Annotated in this window: 16 protein-coding genes; 3 read left to right on the top strand and 13 right to left on the bottom strand. The window is 62.0% G+C overall.

What is annotated here, in order from left to right:
* Positions 1–48 precede the first annotated feature (48 nt).
* The 7 genes from E4021_RS07830 to E4021_RS07860 all read right to left on the bottom strand — a co-directional run bounded on the left by E4021_RS07830 (position 49) and on the right by E4021_RS07860 (position 6080).
* Positions 49–498 carry a nuclear transport factor 2 family protein gene (locus tag E4021_RS07830; protein ID WP_136458076.1) on the bottom strand — a complete coding sequence of 150 codons (450 nt, stop codon included), beginning with the start codon at positions 496–498 and terminating at the stop codon, positions 49–51.
* Between the two features lie 267 nt (positions 499–765).
* The gene (locus E4021_RS07835; RefSeq protein ID WP_136458078.1) at positions 766–1443 is read right to left on the bottom strand and encodes a type 1 glutamine amidotransferase domain-containing protein; all 678 of its coding nucleotides are present in this window, start codon (positions 1441–1443) and stop codon (positions 766–768) included.
* 243 nt (positions 1444–1686) lie between these two features.
* Positions 1687–3228: a GH3 family domain-containing protein gene (locus E4021_RS07840; protein WP_136458080.1), complete on the bottom strand. Its 1542-nt coding sequence runs from the start codon at positions 3226–3228 to the stop codon at positions 1687–1689.
* A 69-nt stretch (positions 3229–3297) separates the two neighbouring features.
* Positions 3298–3990 carry a porin family protein gene (locus E4021_RS07845; RefSeq protein ID WP_136458082.1) on the bottom strand — a complete coding sequence of 231 codons (693 nt, stop codon included), beginning with the start codon at positions 3988–3990 and terminating at the stop codon, positions 3298–3300.
* A gap of 80 nt (positions 3991–4070) precedes the next feature.
* Entirely contained in the window at positions 4071–4637 is a 567-nt protein-coding gene (locus tag E4021_RS07850) for an RsmD family RNA methyltransferase (protein WP_136458084.1), read from the bottom strand.
* 22 nt (positions 4638–4659) lie between these two features.
* Positions 4660–5508, bottom strand: a complete 849-nt coding sequence (locus E4021_RS07855; RefSeq protein WP_136458086.1) for a DUF3822 family protein — start codon at positions 5506–5508, stop codon at positions 4660–4662.
* Positions 5499–6080 carry a hypothetical protein gene (locus E4021_RS07860; RefSeq protein WP_136458088.1) on the bottom strand — a complete coding sequence of 194 codons (582 nt, stop codon included), beginning with the start codon at positions 6078–6080 and terminating at the stop codon, positions 5499–5501. The genes E4021_RS07855 and E4021_RS07860 overlap by 10 nt, the downstream gene beginning before the upstream one ends.
* A 150-nt stretch (positions 6081–6230) precedes the next feature.
* On the opposite strand from E4021_RS07860, the gene tsaD reads away from it, so the two are divergent.
* Positions 6231–7223 (top strand): tRNA (adenosine(37)-N6)-threonylcarbamoyltransferase complex transferase subunit TsaD, encoded by a 993-nt coding sequence (gene tsaD / locus E4021_RS07865; protein ID WP_136458090.1) that lies wholly within the window; start codon positions 6231–6233, stop codon positions 7221–7223.
* A gap of 8 nt (positions 7224–7231) precedes the next feature.
* Here tsaD and E4021_RS07870 read toward each other — a convergent pair whose 3' ends face one another.
* On the bottom strand, positions 7232–8371 hold the full coding sequence (locus E4021_RS07870; protein ID WP_136458092.1) for a glycosyltransferase: 1140 nt from the start codon (positions 8369–8371) through the stop codon (positions 7232–7234).
* Entirely contained in the window at positions 8372–8851 is a 480-nt protein-coding gene (locus E4021_RS07875; RefSeq protein WP_136458094.1) for a hypothetical protein, read from the bottom strand.
* 150 nt (positions 8852–9001) lie between these two features.
* Here E4021_RS07875 and E4021_RS07880 point away from each other — a divergent pair, with 150 nt between their 5' ends.
* Together E4021_RS07880 and lspA are read left to right on the top strand one after the other, a co-directional pair.
* Complete coding sequence (locus tag E4021_RS07880) at positions 9002–10351, top strand: TlpA family protein disulfide reductase (RefSeq protein ID WP_211096991.1); 1350 nt, start codon at positions 9002–9004, stop codon at positions 10349–10351.
* A gap of 33 nt (positions 10352–10384) precedes the next feature.
* A complete protein-coding gene (gene lspA, locus E4021_RS07885) occupies positions 10385–10903 on the top strand; it encodes a signal peptidase II (protein WP_136458096.1) in 519 nt (172 codons plus the stop codon).
* A 6-nt stretch (positions 10904–10909) separates the two neighbouring features.
* Here lspA and queG read toward each other — a convergent pair whose 3' ends face one another.
* From queG to E4021_RS07905, 4 genes are all read right to left on the bottom strand, one after another.
* The gene (queG, locus tag E4021_RS07890; RefSeq protein WP_136458098.1) at positions 10910–11863 is read right to left on the bottom strand and encodes a tRNA epoxyqueuosine(34) reductase QueG; all 954 of its coding nucleotides are present in this window, start codon (positions 11861–11863) and stop codon (positions 10910–10912) included.
* 67 nt (positions 11864–11930) lie between these two features.
* Positions 11931–13163: a T9SS ring complex lipoprotein PorK/GldK gene (gene porK, locus E4021_RS07895; RefSeq protein ID WP_136458100.1), complete on the bottom strand. Its 1233-nt coding sequence runs from the start codon at positions 13161–13163 to the stop codon at positions 11931–11933.
* 148 nt (positions 13164–13311) lie between these two features.
* Positions 13312–14295 (bottom strand): PorP/SprF family type IX secretion system membrane protein, encoded by a 984-nt coding sequence (locus tag E4021_RS07900; RefSeq protein WP_136458102.1) that lies wholly within the window; start codon positions 14293–14295, stop codon positions 13312–13314.
* 6 nt (positions 14296–14301) lie between these two features.
* On the bottom strand, positions 14302–16314 hold the full coding sequence (locus E4021_RS07905) for a thioredoxin domain-containing protein (RefSeq protein ID WP_168797516.1): 2013 nt from the start codon (positions 16312–16314) through the stop codon (positions 14302–14304).
* Between the last annotated feature and the right edge of the window lie 31 nt (positions 16315–16345).

Genomic DNA, 16345 nt, shown 5'->3' on the forward strand with positions numbered 1-16345 from the left:
TCCTGCTGCTCAGCGGTCAGACCACTTAAGTCCGCCGACCAACCAGGGCTAGTGCTCCAGTTCGTGAGTATCCCGGACGCTGCTGAACGTCAGGTCCAGCAGTTTCCATTCGCCGTCCTGTTTCTGATATACTTCCGTTACGGTGAACTCAGTGGAAACGTCGTTGCCCCTAACATGGGCGGTGAGGGTGATGCGGTTCCACACAATGGCAGTGTGGCCAAATACCTCGACCACGAGGTCGTGCACGTCGGCCTGCTTGTAGTGGATGCTCCCGCTTTCGATGATTTCCAGCTCCCGCTCCTTGCCCCAGGTGCCACTCATGTGGACGAACCTGGACCGGTCGTCGAAGAGGGTAGCCAGGCTATCTACTCGCTTGTCGGCCATCCATTCCCACTTGGTTTTGGACAGTTCGGTGATGTGTTGCTCGGTGCTCGTGGTCTGCGCCCAGGATAAAGACGAGAGGGTTAAAAAGAGCAGGGCGATAAATATTGATTTCATGGTTTCTGATTTTGGTAATGGCTGGTGATGGGTCTTGAATGGCCCCGATACTGCCACAAGTTAGGGAGTTGAGCAAGGCACTACCTTACCCGGATTACGGGGATGCCTACCCTGTTTACGGGTTGTGGGGGTGCGTGGCAGGGGCCTGGTCGGACGACTTAAGTGGTCCGACGATCAAATAGTCGGACAAGCCCACTACCCCCAGAAGTAAAAGTAGCCGGTATCCCTACGGAATACTGGCTACTTGATCCGGAGCTGGCAGCGGCCCTATTTCACTGCCGCGTAAAGCATTTCGGCTACCTTGTTTGAACTTGCCGGATTCTGGCCAGTAATGAGGTTGCCATCCTGGACGACGTGTACTTTCCAGTCCCCCGCCTTGGTATAATTGCCACCGTTGCGCTTCAGCATATCCTCGACGAGGAAGGGGACGACGTCGGTAAGCTGCACCGCCTCTTCTTCACTGTTGGTGAAACCGGCGACTTTCTTTCCTTTAACGAGGGGTTCTCCATTTGCGCCTTTGACGTTCTTAAGTGCCGCAGGGGCGTGACAAACGAAGGCGATCGGTTTTTCCTGTTCGTTGAAGGTTTCGATCAGCTCGATGGAGGTTTTGTCCTCGGCGAGATCCCAGAGCGGGCCGTGACCACCGGGGTAAAAGACGGCGTCAAAGTCCTCGGCGGAGACGTCGCTCAGTTTCTTGGTGTTGTTGATTACGGCTTGAGAGGCTTTGTCTTGCTTGAACCGCTTGGTGTCTTCGGTCTGGGTGTCTTCGGTGTCGCTGCTTGGGTCGATCGGAGCCTTTCCGCCCTTTGGGGTGGCTACGGTGATGTTCGCGCCCTTGTCGAGCAGCGTGTAGTAGGGAGCGGCAAATTCTTCGATCCAGAATCCGGTCTTTTTGCCGGTATCGCCCAGCTTGTCGTGAGAGGTAAGTACGAATAATACGTTCATAGTGGCTTGATTTTTAGCATTAATGGTGAGGCGGCACTTGCGTACTCGCCATGAGTTTGGACGGATAATTGGCAATGAAAGGTCACTCCACATGGAATTCCCTCAAGGGAAGACCAATTGGCCGTCGGCTACTTCATAAGGGAGCCCAGGCATTAATGTTTAGCATTGGAGGGCGGACGGCACTGCTGATGAGTTGACCTGATCCATTGCTATGTGCTCGGACCATTGAAGTCATCCGACCACTCAATTACCGGATGAGCCACCTAAAAACGCCAGCAGCTCCCGCAGCTTCTCTTCCGGCATCACCTTCGGGAACTTGATCTGCCCGCCCTTCTTCTTGGTCTGCTCCAGGTAGGCATATAGGCGGTCGGCCGGCTCGACGCGCACGCGCAGCCCCTTCAACGCTTTCTGGCGGGCCACCTTGTAGTTCTTGTTGGCGTCCTGCAGGTGATCATCGAGGATTTGCTCCGCCCGCTGGGGGTCGAGTTCGCCGCTCTCGAGGCCGAGCACCCACTGGTGGATGTACTCCCCGTCTTCCTCCCGCTTCAGGGCACCGACGGTAAACTCCTTGATTGCCGCCCCGGTCTTCTCGTTCAGGTCGGCGATGGCCTTGTTCAGTTTCTCCTCGGAGAGCTGACTGCCGACGACGTTCAGGAAGTATTTCGTGCGGCCGGAAATGACCATCTCCATGCGGCTGAGGTCGGTAAACTTGATCGTATCCCCGATCATGTACCGCCAGGCGCCGGCGGGGGTAGAAACGATCAGGGCGTAGTCAACCCCCTCCTCTACCTGACGGTAATCGAAGACCTGGGGCTTCTTCAGCATGGTACCCGCTTCGTCGAATCCACGGCTGTCGTGGGGCACGAACTCGAAGTACATGCCGTGGTCCAGGGCCAGTTCCATCGCCATGGTATCGGGCCGGGCGTTGAAGGCGAAGAACCCCTCGCTGGCCAGGTAGGTATCCATGATGGTGATCGAGTGGTCCAGAAGCTTCTCGAAGGTCTGGCGGTAGGGCTCGAAAGCTACCCCCCCGGTAGTGTAGATGGAGAGGTTGGGCCAGATCTCGTGGATATTTTTCAGCTTGTTGTGCTCGATCACCCGGCGCAGCATCATGACCATCCAGGAGGGAATGCCGGCCAGGGCACCGACGTCCCACTTCGGGGCTTCCTCCGCGATGCGCTGCACGCGCTCGTCCCAGTCCTCAATCTGGGCAATTTCCAGTCCGGGCTTGTACACGCCCTCCATGAATTCGGGCATGTTGCTCACGTTGATGCCGCTGATCTCTCCCTCCTTGTACCCGTCGCGTTCACGCAGGTCGGCCGAGCTGGTAAGCATCAGGATATCCTTCTCGAACAGGTCGGCGTCGAAGTCGAAATTTGCCAGGCACTCGGCCTGGGCGCGGCCCACCCGCTGGGTACACTCGAGCATCTCGTCGGTGACGGGGATACGCTTGCTCTTTTTACCGGTGGTGCCGCTGCTCAGGGCGAAGAAGCGCGGCCGGCCCGGCCAGGTGATATCCGGGTCGTGGCGCTGCTTTTTCCACCACTCCTCGTTGATCGTATCGTAGTCGTGGATCGGCACCTCCTTGCGGTAGGCGGCGCGGATGTCGTCGGCCTCCAGAATACGCGAGAAGTTGTAATACTTGCCGAAGGCGGTGTTCTTTGCCGTTTCCAGCAGGTGGCGCAGTTGCTCTTCCTGGGCGGCGGCCGGGTCCGCGGGCTCGTGGGGCAGCAGGGTGTGTTTGGTGCGGATCAGGGCTTTGATAACGTGTCCGTAGAAGGCCATAGAGGAAAGGGAGTAGGTGAGACAGGATCGTCCTAGCCCAACACAACTTTCAAATCCGGCGTTCGCCCGTCAGATAAACAATCTCCGCACCACCACCCGTAGTCCGACCTGGTAGTAGTTGCGGTTGGCCAGGATGTCGGTGTCCGGCCGCAGGTTGCCGTTCAGGAAAAACTGAAAGGTGGGCTGGAAGCGGATGGCCCAGTCCGTCGACAATTTTCGATCGAATCCGATGCCCGTGATAAGCGAAAGTACCACCGGCCGGTAGCTGGCGTCGTCGGTCAGCAGTTCCGAACCGGTTTCGCCCCCATCGGCAAAGGAGGTGCGGCGGGTCCGCGTCGCCAGGTGGTACTGCCCGGCCACGCCGAGCAGAAAAAGAGCGCGGTCTTTCTCCGTCACGTCCTGGTAGAAGTTGATCTCGAAGGGCAGCGTAAGGTAATGTCCCGTGACGCGGTCCGAGAAGGTGCCCCCTCCGCTCCCCGCACCCTCCTGTTCAAGCGACGCGTAGCCAACCTGGGCGTAGCGGACGCCGGTGGTGTAGCCGATACGGTCTACCCGGCTTTCGTAGCTCAAACCTACCACGAAGCCAGCGGAGCCGGTCTCCAGGCTGTCCATACGGTTCAGCTGGTTAAAGGTGATGTTGTTGGTGCCGGAGATCCGCCGGTGATTGTAATGCGGGGAAAGCTCCAGCCCGAAGCTGCGCTCAAGGGTTTGGCCGGAAACGAGGGTGGAAGACAACAGGAAACAGATCAGCAGAAAGCGCATGCCGGAAGATTTGGCCCTATAACGCCGCCTGGTGGAAAAATGACCTACTGGTAAGCCCAGACTTTAGTCTGCAAGCCGCATTATTCCCCGGCCCCTCCCTCCGTGTCGGTCTGGAAGAAACTGAAGATCGTCTTTCCATACTTGCGCACCTCCGTGCACCGCTCGTCTTCGGTAAAATCGTGGTGGGGATTGTGCTCCAGCACGAACAGCCCGCCCGGTGCGAGCAGTCCGGCCTTGAACACCAGGTCGGGAAGCTCAGGAATATTGGGCAGGGGGTACGGCGGACCGGCAAAGATGTAGGTGTACGGCTGGCTTACGGGGCGCTCCAGAAAGCGGAAAACGTCCATACGCAGGATCTGAATACAGTCTTCGACCCCGAGGGTAGCGACGGTTTGTTTGACGAAGGCCACCGCGGGCGGGTGCTTGTCGACGTAGGTCACGTCGCAGCAGCCGCGGCTGATCCACTCGTAGTCGTGACTGCCGGTACCACCGAAGAGGTCGAGCACGCGCTGGTCTTCGAAGTAAAGTCGGTTATTGAGCAGGTTGAACAGTCCTTCCTTGGCGTAATCGGTGGTCGGGCGGGTGGGCCAGTTGTCGGCGGGCGGATTGAAGCGGCGGCCCTTGAATTTCCCCGAAATGATACGCATGGCAGTAGGTTTTCGGCCGGGATCAGCCCAGGCACAGCAGGTCGAAGTAGAGGTGGGGCGCCAGTCCGGAAAGTTCCGGCGGCGCGGCCGGCGGTGTCGGGTAGACACTGAACCGGACGTCCTCCACGTAGCGGTAAAACTGGTTGTAAAGTTCACCGCTGGCCGTTACGTCGCCGCTCAGGTACAGCGGCACCCGGTCGGGCGCGAATCCGCACTGGTCGTAGGCGAGCAGGAGGAAGTAAACGCCATCCTGCGAGTTGTCGTAGCGGAAGGTGTTGAAATATTCGAGGTTCCCGTTGCGGTGGCCGGCCAGGAACAGGCGGTTCTCGCGCACCGAGCAGGAGACGGACTCGTGCGCCAGGCGCCGCGACCGCCGGCCCCAGGCCGTGAGCAGTGCCCCGGCGTAATGCTGCGTACGCAGGGCGTGCAGCTGCTCTTCCGCGGCCGTGATGTGGTCGCGCTTGGCGGAGTAGATGAGTTCGCTGCCCAGTTCCTGGAAATGCTCGTGGCGCACCTCATCGTCGAGGCCGACGACGGTGAGCTGCTCCAGATAGGCGGCCGGGTTGCCCGGGGTGTAGAGGGCTTCCGGCACCAGGGTCAGGACGGGCGTATCCCACGCCAGCACGGTTTTACCGTAGCGGGTCTCGCGCAGCCGGTCGTCGGCGGCGATGATGCGTTCCAGGGCGGCGGGCCAGGACTGTCGCTCCTCCCGGCCGAAGCTGTAGGAGCGGTAGGCCAGCAGCTGGTTCTGCGTGCGGTCACGGATGATATACGCAAAACTGTCCACCCCCGTAAGGATGGACAGTTCGTAATCCTGCGTCCGGTCGCGCCGGAAGGCCGCGGAGGCTATGTCGTAGTTACTTACTCCCAATTCCCCGCCAAGCTGGGCTTGCTGAGGTCACCGAACTTGAGCGGCGCGTTGGGGTCGTAGCGCTGGTCGTAGCGCTTGAAGCGGGCATCGGCGAAGCGGCCCATAAATTCCTTGTAGGGGATACCAACCTGCACCACGGGTACCTTCGTCGACTGGTAGTCGATGGTATCGGCCGCGATATCGAAGCGGACATTGTCGGTATAGGGTACGATGTCGAGTTCGTCCAGGTTGATGCCCAGGGATTCCACGCTATCGATGGCCGGGGAATAAATCGTATCGTAGGCGGTGGCGGGGTCGAAATTCGGATCGTCGGGGTCGCCGATGATGCGTACTTCCATGAACCGACCGGTGCGCAACACCTGCTTCAGGGTATCGAAATTGGGGGCAAACACCCCGGTGATGTCACGGTACATTTCCTGCGTAGTCCGAATCGTCTTCAGCTTATCGGCAACCGCATCCTGACGGACCGCCCGCTCATCGGCGAAGGTGATGGGTTCTTCGATACTGCGGTAGAGCAGCCAGCCGAGGAAGAAGGCGAGGACCATAAAGGCCAGACTAAATATTTTACGCATCGTGAGCTGTTAGTTTGTGCAAGTATAAAACATTTCCCTTAAGCCGTGGAACCGGCCGGGGATAAATATACGCCGCAAAGATGCGGCCGCCGGTGCTTTTGGTGTGCGGGCGGCGCATTTTCTGTCGCGACCACCCTACCTTCGCGCCCCATGCCCACCATCCTCGCCATCGAATCCAGCTGCGACGACACCTCGGCCGCCGTGGTCCGCGACGGTGTCGTGCTCAGCAACGTCACCGCCGGCCAGGGCGTCCACGTTGAATACGGCGGCGTGGTACCCGAGTACGCCAGCCGGGCCCACCAGCGTAATATCGTGCCCACCGTCGAGGTAGCGCTCCGCCGCGCAGGGGTTTCGGGCGCGGACGTAGATGCCGTAGCCTTCACGTGGGGGCCGGGCCTCATCGGTTCCCTTATGGTAGGCGTCAGCTTCGCCAAGGCCTTTGCCCTCGCGCGCAATATCCCCCTCATCGAAGTAGACCATATGCAGGCCCACGTGCTGGCCCACTTTGCCGAAGACCCAAAACCGGAGTTCCCATTCCTCTGTCTGACCGTCTCCGGGGGCCACACCCAATTGGTAGTGGTGCATTCCCCCCTCGAGCAAGAGATCATCGGCCGCACGATCGACGACGCGGCCGGGGAGGCGTTCGATAAGTCGGGCAAGCTGCTCGGACTCCCCTACCCCGCCGGCCCTGAGATCGACAAACTCGCCGCCCTCGGCACGCCGGAACTGGATTTCGCGCAGCCCGATCCCGGCGGTCTGGATTTCAGTTTCAGCGGACTCAAGACGAGCATTCTTTACACCCTGCAGCGAAAAGCACGGGAGGAAGAAGATTACGTCCGACACCACCTCAACGACATCTGCGCCTCCATCCAGGACGCCATCATCAGTACCCTGCTGCGCAAGCTCATCGCGGCCAGCGAACAGACCGGCCTGTCGCGCGTCGCCCTCGCCGGGGGCGTCTCCGCCAACCGGGAATTGCGGCAACGACTCGAGGCCACGGGAGCCGAGCGGGGCTGGCAGACCTTTGTTCCGCGCCTCGAATACTGCACCGACAATGCGGCCATGATCGGGGTGACGGCCACCTTTCGCTACGAACGGGGTCTCTTCGCCGAACAGAGCATTGCCCCCGCCGCCAGGCTGTAGCTTCTCGCTCAGGCAGGGGGCCGCCCTTTCCACCCTGCGCGAAGGCCGAGCAGAGCGGCCGAACCTACACCAACCAGATAGAACGGGTACAACAGCTGCGCGGCAGCGTACCACCGCAGCAGTCCGGGATGACCATAATGGCGGCATACCGCCCGCAGCAGCCGAAGATCGATTCCGGCCTTAATGGCCCAGGCCAGCAGTCCGCCGAGTGCAAACCGCCAGTCCCAAAAGCCAAATAAAAGGCCCAACAACACCCCCAGCGAAGTGAGGTACGCCAGGACCTGTGCCTGCTTCAGGGCCTCGCTGCCGTAGTGGCCCGCCTTGCCCGCCCACCGCAGTCGCTGGTCCCAGAGGGCGCGCCAGCCGCCTACGGGGCGTGTATCCACCAGGCCCCTTGCCTGCGCGGAGACGGCGACGGTGAATCGTCCGTCGGCCACAAATTTGTGCAGGAGCAACACATCGTCGCCCGAAGGCAGGTGATCCACCCCGGCGTAGCCGTTCACGGCGGTGAAGGCCGCACGGCGGAAGGCAAAGTTCGCTCCGTTGGCCAGGGCGGGGGTACCGGCAGCCACGGTCGCCGCGGTGAAAAGTTGGTAGGCGGCCAGGTCGAGTGCCTGAAAGCCCTCGCAGAAGTTGCGGGCGGGCGTCACGAAGACGGGCCCCAGCACCACGTCGGCTCCCCCCACGAATTCATCGGCGAGGGTGGAAAGCCAAGTCGGCGGGCAACGGCAGTCGGCGTCGGTGGTTACGATTACCTCCGACCGGGCGTGCGCAATGCCCAGTTGCAGCGCGGCCTTTTTATAGGCCCTGGTATCCGGTGCGGGGGGGTGGTCGCGGAGCCGGAGGACCCGGATGTTTGTGTTGGTCGGTACGGCACCCGCGGCCCCGCCATCCTCGGAATGGTCGTCTACCAGGATGATCTCGTAGCGGTCGGCGGGATAGTCCTGCGCCAGCAAATCGGTCACCAGGCCGGGGAGGTGAGGGGCTTCGTTGCGAAAAGGTACCACCACGGCAAGCGTGGGCAGCGGGCGGTGGAGCGGACGGGTTGCGGGGCGGTGGGCCTGGTGCCAGAACCGGAGGTTGCGGCGTTGCCAGAGCAGGTAGAGGAGGGACAGCAGGGGCGGACCGGCCGCGAGCCAGCCGAACACCTATTTGAAGTACTCGTCGTAGCCGGGCTCGTCGCGGCGGCGCGGGGTGGGCGGCGGCGGCAGTTCCTCGTAGTGGGTATCGATGTCGAGGGGTTCCTCGTTCACTTCCTCGTAGTCTACCCACTTGCCATTGCGGCGGATATCGGCCTCGCGGCGGGCTTCCTTGACCTTTTTCTTGAACAGGGCCATGCCCAGAAAGTACAGGAACACGAAGGGATACAGCACCACGGTGGCGCCGGCGGCGAGTAGACCGTAGATCGGGTTGCGGTCGAAGAGTTTCTTGATGCCCTTGAGGTAGTTCAGGACCACCTTGTAATCGATGATCAGCGCGGCGATCAGGATGAGCGGCGAGAACCGGTAAAGCATGGCGATGAGCCAGCCCACGAGGGTGAACAGGAAATAGAGCACCACGATCGTGATAATGATGCTGGCCACGGTGCCGACCGGCGAGCGATCGAAGGGAGAGCGGTAAGTTGCCATGCGAGGTAAACGGATGAGCCGCACGCGGGGTTGGCGAAGGAAAGGCCGGGGCGGGGCTTTTTCGGCGGAATGGCGGTATTATTCGAGCAATACCCTCCACCCGTCGCCGGCGGGACGGGTGGTGCCACCCGTAAGCCCTAAATTTGCGGCATGCGTTTGACCCTGACCCTATTCGGCCTCCTGGCCGCCGCCCTGCTAAGCGCGCAACGTACGAGCACCCTGACGGCCCGCGTCGACGGGTGCTCCGCGGCCCCACAGTTGTTTGACTTCACGGGTGCCGGCTTCGAAGCGGAAACCACCCTCGAGGAAATTGAGCCTGGCGTTTACCGCACCACCCTGCGACTGCTGGAACCGCGCTTCCTCTACCTGGGCACTTCGGGAGCCGACGTACTACCGGTCATCGTGGGCGCGGAGGAGACCCTGACGGTCACCGGAAAGTGCGGCCAATTCCGCAAAGCGGAGATCGCCGGCAGCCCGATCAATACCGCCTACCTCGACCTCAAAGAAACTTTCGACGCCTTCCACGAACGCTACACCACCTTGCAGCAGGACATCGAGGTAATCCGCGACGCGCGCGTCAACGAGGAAGGACGGGAGATGATGCGCGAACTGGACGCGGAAAAGGAGGCCCTCGTGCACCGACTGACCGCGGAGCACCCCCTCCTGGGCCGCATCGCCAGTCTGAACACCTACCTGAGCTACTACTCCGCCGACAGCGGCCGCTACGCCAACCCGCTGGAGCACTACGTCGATACCTACTTCCGCTTTGTGGACTTCACCGATCCCGGCTACGGGCAATTGGCCTGGACCTACGAGGCGGGCCGCAGCTTCGCCAGCAACCTTACGCAGAACCTCGACGGCAACCAGCTGGCCGAGGCCGTACTTACCCAGACCGGCCGCTGGCCGACCGGCAGCCGCGCCCGCTTTCTCGCGCGCAGTGGTGCCCTCGCGGCCCTCTTGCCCGTAAAGCACCCCGCGGCCGGTGCCGTCGCCGACCAACTCGTGGCGGAGTACGCCACCGTCTTCCCGGCCCCCGTGGCCACCCTGCAACGACAGGCGGACGCCCTGCGGAGTTTCCTCATCGGCGCTACCGCCCCCGAATTTACGGGCCTTACCCCGGAGGGCGATTCCCTGCAGCTGAAGAGCCTGCGCGGCAATTACGTCCTGCTGGATTTCTGGGCCAGCTGGTGCGGCCCCTGCCGCCGCGAAAATCCCAACGTGGTACGGATGTATGAGAAATTCCGGGACCGCGGTTTCGAGATCCTGGGCATCAGCCTCGACGACCGCCGCGAACGCTGGTTGCAGGCCATCGCGGCCGACAAGCTGACGTGGCGCCACGTTTCCGACCTGAAGGGATGGCGCAGCGACCTGGCACAGCTGTACGGCGTCACCAGCATTCCCCAGACGGTACTGCTCGATCCCCAGGGCAAGATCGTGGCGCGCAACCTCCGAGGGGCCGACCTGGAACGAAAACTGCAAGAGATACTCGGTGCCCGGTAGTCGGCTAGCCGTTCAGGAGCTAACTTTGTCCGAATGAAAACTTTTAAATCGCGGCTGATCGTCGTGCTCGTTGTGGTAGGGGTCACCGTTGGGTTGGACCAGTGGACCAAGTACCTCGCCACCGTGCACCTCCAGGGGGAACCCGATCAGTTCTACTTCGGCGATGTGCTCCGCCTGACCCACGTCCATAATACGGGCGCCTTTCTAAGCATCGGCTCCGGTCTCAACGATTTCTGGCGGCCCCTGCTGCTCAACCTGTTCCCGGCCCTGCTGCTCGTGGCCCTGCTCTACTACATCTTCAAGGAGAAGTTCCTCAACGGCTGGCAGGTCATTGCCCTGGCGCTCATCGTCGGGGGTGGCCTCAGCAACATCGTCGACCGGCTGCTCTACGGCCACGTGGTCGACATGCTTCACCTCAAGGCGTTCGGATTGCAGACGGGCATTTTCAACGTAGCGGATATGGCCATCATGGCCGGTATGTTCATCATGCTGCCGTTCGCCCTGCGCCCCGCCCCGGCGGAGGAAAGCGAGGAGCGGGAGACCGTTCGCTAGGTAACCTTACGCTTCCGTGTCGCCTTCCGGTTTTGCTTCCAGGAAATCAATGTTGCGGCGCAGCCCACTGAATTTGGTGCGCTTGACCGCCGATTTCTGAAAGACCCGCCGGAACACTTCCTCGGTCATCTCCTTCCACTCCCGTTCGCCCATTCCGGGCAGGTCGGGGTGGGGTTCGAAGGCGGGTTCCCGGTGCGGTTCGCTGAAGCGATTCCAGGGACACACTTCCTGGCAGATATCACAGCCGAAGGCCCAGCCTTCCATGCGGCCGGCGAATTCTTCGGGGATGGCCTCGCGCAATTCGATGGTTAGGTAGCTGATGCATTTGCTGCCGTCGACCACGTAGCCGCTGGGGCTGATCGCCCCGGTAGGACAGGCTTCTATGCAGCGCGTGCAGGTGCCGCAGTGGTCGCGGATGCCGGCATCCGTGGCGGGGGCCAGATCGGAGATGAGCTCAGCGAGAAAAAAGTAGCTGCCGGCCCTGGGGTTCAGCAGGAGGGTGTTCTTGCCCGTCCAGCCCGTTCCGGCGCGGGCGGCCCAGTCGCGCTCCAGCACCGGGGCGCTGTCGACGAACACCCGTCCGTCGATGGGCGCACCCAGAGTGTCCTCCAGGCGGGCCACCAATTCGCGCAGTTTGGCCCGCACCACGCGGTGGTAGTCTTCTCCGTAGGCGTAGCGGGCGAGCTTGGGTGCTTCGCGGCTCGGTGTATCGTCGGCGGGAAAGTAATTGTAGAGCAGGGAAACCACCGACCGGGCGCCGGGTACCAGCTTGGTAGGGTCTACCCGCTTGTCAAAGTGGTTCTCCATCCAGTGCATGGTGCCGTGGTAGCCGGCGTTCAGCCACGCTTCCAGGCGGCGTTCCTCGGGTTCCATGCGCTCGGCCCGGGCGATTCCCACGAATCCAAAGCCCAGTTCGTAGGCAGTCGTCTTGATGAGGGTGGCCAGTTGCGTCGGGTTCATGGGCGTAAAACAGAACGGCCGCCCCGGGTATCGGAGCGGCCGTTCAAAGGTATGCGCTGTTGGGTTGTTAGAAGTCGTTGATCGAACGGCCGGTGAAGGACATTACGTTGCGGAATCCGATGTAGGACTTGGTCGTGTCCTGGTATTCGTAGGTGCGGGTGCCATTTTGCAGGTAGAAGCTGATGTCTTTCCAGCTGCCGCCGCGGATCACCTTGCGCTTGTAGGAGATCGGGTCGTCGTCCTTGGCGTTGTAGCGGATGTCGGGGTTGAAGTCGTGTACGAAGCTGGTGGCGTTCTCCTGGAAGGCCGTGATGGTCCATTCGGCCACGTTACCGGCCATGTTGTAGAGGCCGTAGTCGTTGGGGTAGTAGGCGTCGACGGGGACGGTGTAGGAACCGCCGTCGTCGGCGTAGTTACCGCGTCCGGGCTTGAAGTTGGCGAGCAAACAGCCCTTGCTGTTGCGGGCGTAGGGGCCACCCCAGGGATAGGGAGCGTGCTCCTTGCCACCACGGGCGGCGTACTCGAACTCGTATTCGGTGGGCAGGCGGAACTCCTCGATCAGGGTTTCCTCATTGTAGGTGTTCCAAAGGGTGGTGCGCCAGTGGCTGAAAGCGCGGGCCATGTGCCAGTCGATGCCCACTACCGGGTAGTTGTCGTAGGCGGGGTGACTGAAGTAAACACGGGCCATGGGCTCGTTGTAGGCGTAGGCGAAGTCGCGCACCCAGACGAGCGTATCGGGATAGATGTTGACCGTCTTCTCGGAGATGTAGTCGGTGATGCCCTGTCCGTCGATGCCGCGGGGGCGGGCCAGCGAGGCTTCGGTCCAGTCTATCTCACTGTAGGTGTACTCGTACAGGTTGGTGTTGATCTGGCGGCGGCCGGCGTAGGCTTCTTCCAGGTACAGTTCGGCGAGGGTTTCGTCGGAGTAGTCGATGGGGATTTCCCAGTCGATGTTCCCGTCCTCATCCACGTCGCCCAGGATCACGTGAGCGATCGAGTCGCGCACCCAGTCGATGAACTGCCGGTATTCGTTGTTGGAGATCTCGGTGTCGTCCATGTAGAAGCCGTTGATGGTCACGGCTTTCGGACGCTGGATGAAGGTTCCGGTGATGTCCTGGTCGCTGTTGCCGACGTGCACGAAGCCCGAGGGGACGTAGACCATGCCGTAGGGTTGGACGCCCTTCCAGGTGGGGCGATTGAGGGAGCCGACCAGTTCGCCGGTTTCCCGACCGCCGCCGCAGCTGGAAAGGGTGACGGCCAGTATGGCTACGGCCAGGATAGTTTGTAAGTGCTTTTTCATGCGCAAAACCGGAATTTTCCTCGTGCTAGAGGGGAAAGGTATGTAGGGGGGGAACGAAGGGTAAAACATGATTAGTATCGAAAGGACAACCTGGAATATACATTTAACAAAAGGACCTCATCTAATTGCGTCAAGCCGACAAAGCGCCTCATTGTTTGGTTCGGGGGTTGAAAATGATCGGGGGCGGTACCCCGGCGCCGATCCGCTGGCGCAGGTTGTATTTCAGGGTAATCTCGTGGCTGCCGCTCTGCACGGTCTGCAGATCGGACAGCGTAAGGTCGAAGGCGTAGGCCAAAGATAATTTATCGCTGAGGTTCATCCCGGCCATTAGTACAATGGCGTCCGTGGTTTGATTATTGTAACCCCGGTAGGCGGCCCCGGCGAAAATGTTCTCGTTGTAACGCGCGATGCCGCCTGCGCTGAGCTGGTGCTGCACCCCGTCGCTGACGGCGAAGAGCATGGGCATCACTTCCCACGACCGCAGCATCTCGAAGCGGCCGCGCAAGTAGGCGTGGTACTGCCGGCCCAGCACGTAGTCCAGTCCTGGAAAGGACAGCGCGCTTTCGGTCAGGTTGCGCACCGACACGCCGCCCTCGAGCCGTTCGGCCTGGTAGTAGAGGCCGGCCGCCAGTGTAAAGGTGCCGGCGCTTTCGTTGCCCGCGGGGAGCAGGTCGTCGTTGTGTCGCACGAAATTGGGCTCGGAATAATCGCCGCCGGGCGTACGCAGGGCCGCACCGTCGAGACTCATCTGGTAGTAGCGGCCCGACAGGCCCACCGACCATACGGCCGTCGAAGTGACCAGCTGGTAGTTCCACGTAGCGCCGAAACGGTTCAGGCTGCGGGCCCCGAGCTGGTCGCGTTCGGCTTCCACGCCAAACCCGCTGCTGAGAAAGTATACTGGCAGGTGGGCGCTGATCTGCTGGCCGCGGGGCTGTCCGTCCAGACCGACCCACTGGGTGCGGTAGGTGCCCGTCACGCTCAGGCTGTTGTCCAGACCGGCATAGCCCGGATTGAACTGCACCGGGTCGAGCCAGAACAGGCTGTACTGCGCCAGTTGCTGCGCCCCGACCGACCGGGGGGCCAGCCCGCCCAGCAGCAGAAGGAACACAAAGGGCAACAGCTTGCGGATCATGGACGGTCAGTTCAATTGGTGGCGCGCGGCCTCGGCAGTATCAACGGGCAGACGGCAGCTGCGGTTTTCACAGACGAAGAAGCGTAGGTCCGAAAGGTAACGATTGCGCAACAAGGGAAGGTCATGGCGGTCTTCCTCGGCGGCCACGATCAGCAAGCCGGGTCGGTAGTCCGACAAGAACGGTCGTGCCGCAGCCCGCGCCCCCGGACCGGTGATCACCAGTTCGCGCCCGGGCTGCTGCAGCAGCAGAGCGGTGAGCCCCCACCCCGCGAAACTGCTGGGATACCGACTGACCGCGCCGCCGATCGCCGTCAGCATCTTCTCGGCCCGCGCGGTGTAGCGCTCCACTTCGGTGAGCCGGCCCAGGCGGTACAGGTTGTGCGCCATCTGTGAGTTGCCGCTCGGCAGGGCGTTGTCGTAGAAATCCTGGGTCGCCACGGGCAATTCGCTGTCTTGGGGCGGGCGCAGGTAGAACATGGTGTCCGATTCGTCGGAGAAGGTTTCCAGCACGTGATCGACCAGTTCTCGCGCGTCGGTCAGGGCGTAGTCCAGGTCGAAAGTTACCTCGCTAAGGTCCAGGGCGGCGGCGGCCAGGGCGGCGTAGTCGTCGAGGAAGGCCGGCGCGCCCAGCCGCCCGCGGGTGCGGTTGCGGTACCAGCGGCCTTCGTGTTGCAGCTGCCGGCGCAGGCTCTCGTAGAGCTCGCGGGCCAGGGTCAGGTAGCGGTCCTCACCGGTGGCGCGGAAACACCACGTCCACCCGGAAACCAACAGGGCGTTCCACTGGAGCAGCAGCTTGTCGTCGGCCCCGGGCGGGATGCGCAGGCGACGGGCCTCGGCGAGTTGGCGGCGCGCCGCGGCGATTTTGGCTACGGCTACGTCCGGACTAAGCCCGGTCACCGACGGCAGCGGCCCGGGGCGGTACGGAATGTTGGTATGCTCCTCTTCCCAGTTGCCCGCTCGGGTGATGCCGTAGAAGTCGGCCACCAGCTCCACGTCCTCGGGGGGCAGCAGCGCTTCCAGTTCCTCGTAGCGCCAGGTGTAATACTTGCCTTCCACGCCTTCGCTGTCGGCGTCGAGGGCCGCGCGGTAGCCGCCCTCGGGCAGGGCCATCTCCGCTTCGAGCCAGTCGGTGGTCTCCTCGATGGCTTGCACGTAGCGGGGATCGGGCGTGACCATCTGCAGTTTGCCCAGCAGGCGCAGGAGCAGGGCATTGTCGTACAGCATCTTCTCGAAGTGCGGCACCCGCCAGTGGGCATCGACGGTGTAGCGGCTGAATCCACCGCCGATCTGATCGTAAATTCCTCCGGCCAGCATGGCCCGCATACCGTGGCCGGCGTGGTAGATGTCCTGGTTGTTGCCGGTCATCAGGCCGTTGGCCAGCAGAAGCTCCAGGGCCTGGCTCATGGGGAATTTCGGTGCGCCCCCGAATCCGCCGCGCGCCCCGTCGTAGGCCGCGCGCAGTTGTTCCATCATGGCCCGGCTGCCGTCCTCCTGCTTTGTTTCGATACCGAGCAGGCGGTCGCGGCCGCCGCTGATGTTGTCCACCAGACGCTGGGCCTGTTCCTCCAGACTGGCGCGGTCGTCGGTGAAGGTCTGCGCGATGTGCCGGAGCAGTTGGGTCCACGACGGGCGGTTGTATTTCGGTTCCGGCGGGTAGTAGGTTCCGGCGAAGAAGGGCCGGGCGTCGGGCAACAGGAAGGCGTTGAGGGGCCACCCCCCTCCCCCGCTGATGGCTTGGCAGGCGTCCATGTACACCTGGTCGACGTCGGGCCGCTCTTCCCGGTCTACTTTGATGCAGACGAAGTGTTCGTTCATCACCTTCGCGGTGGCTTCCACCTCAAAGCTTTCCCGCTCCATTACGTGGCACCAGTGGCAGGTGGAGTACCCGATACTGACAATGATGGGTTTGTCTTCCCGCCGGGCGCGCTCCAGGGCTTCTTCGCCCCAGGGGTACCAGTCGACGGGATTATGGGCGTGCTGGAGGAGGTAGGGGCTGGTCTCGTGCTGGAGTCGGTTCATGGGCGGTGCTTTGGCAGTTATAAACGCGGCG

Source organism: Neolewinella litorea (assembly GCF_004803465.1).
GTDB classification, from domain to species: Bacteria; Bacteroidota; Bacteroidia; order Chitinophagales; family Saprospiraceae; genus Neolewinella; species Neolewinella litorea.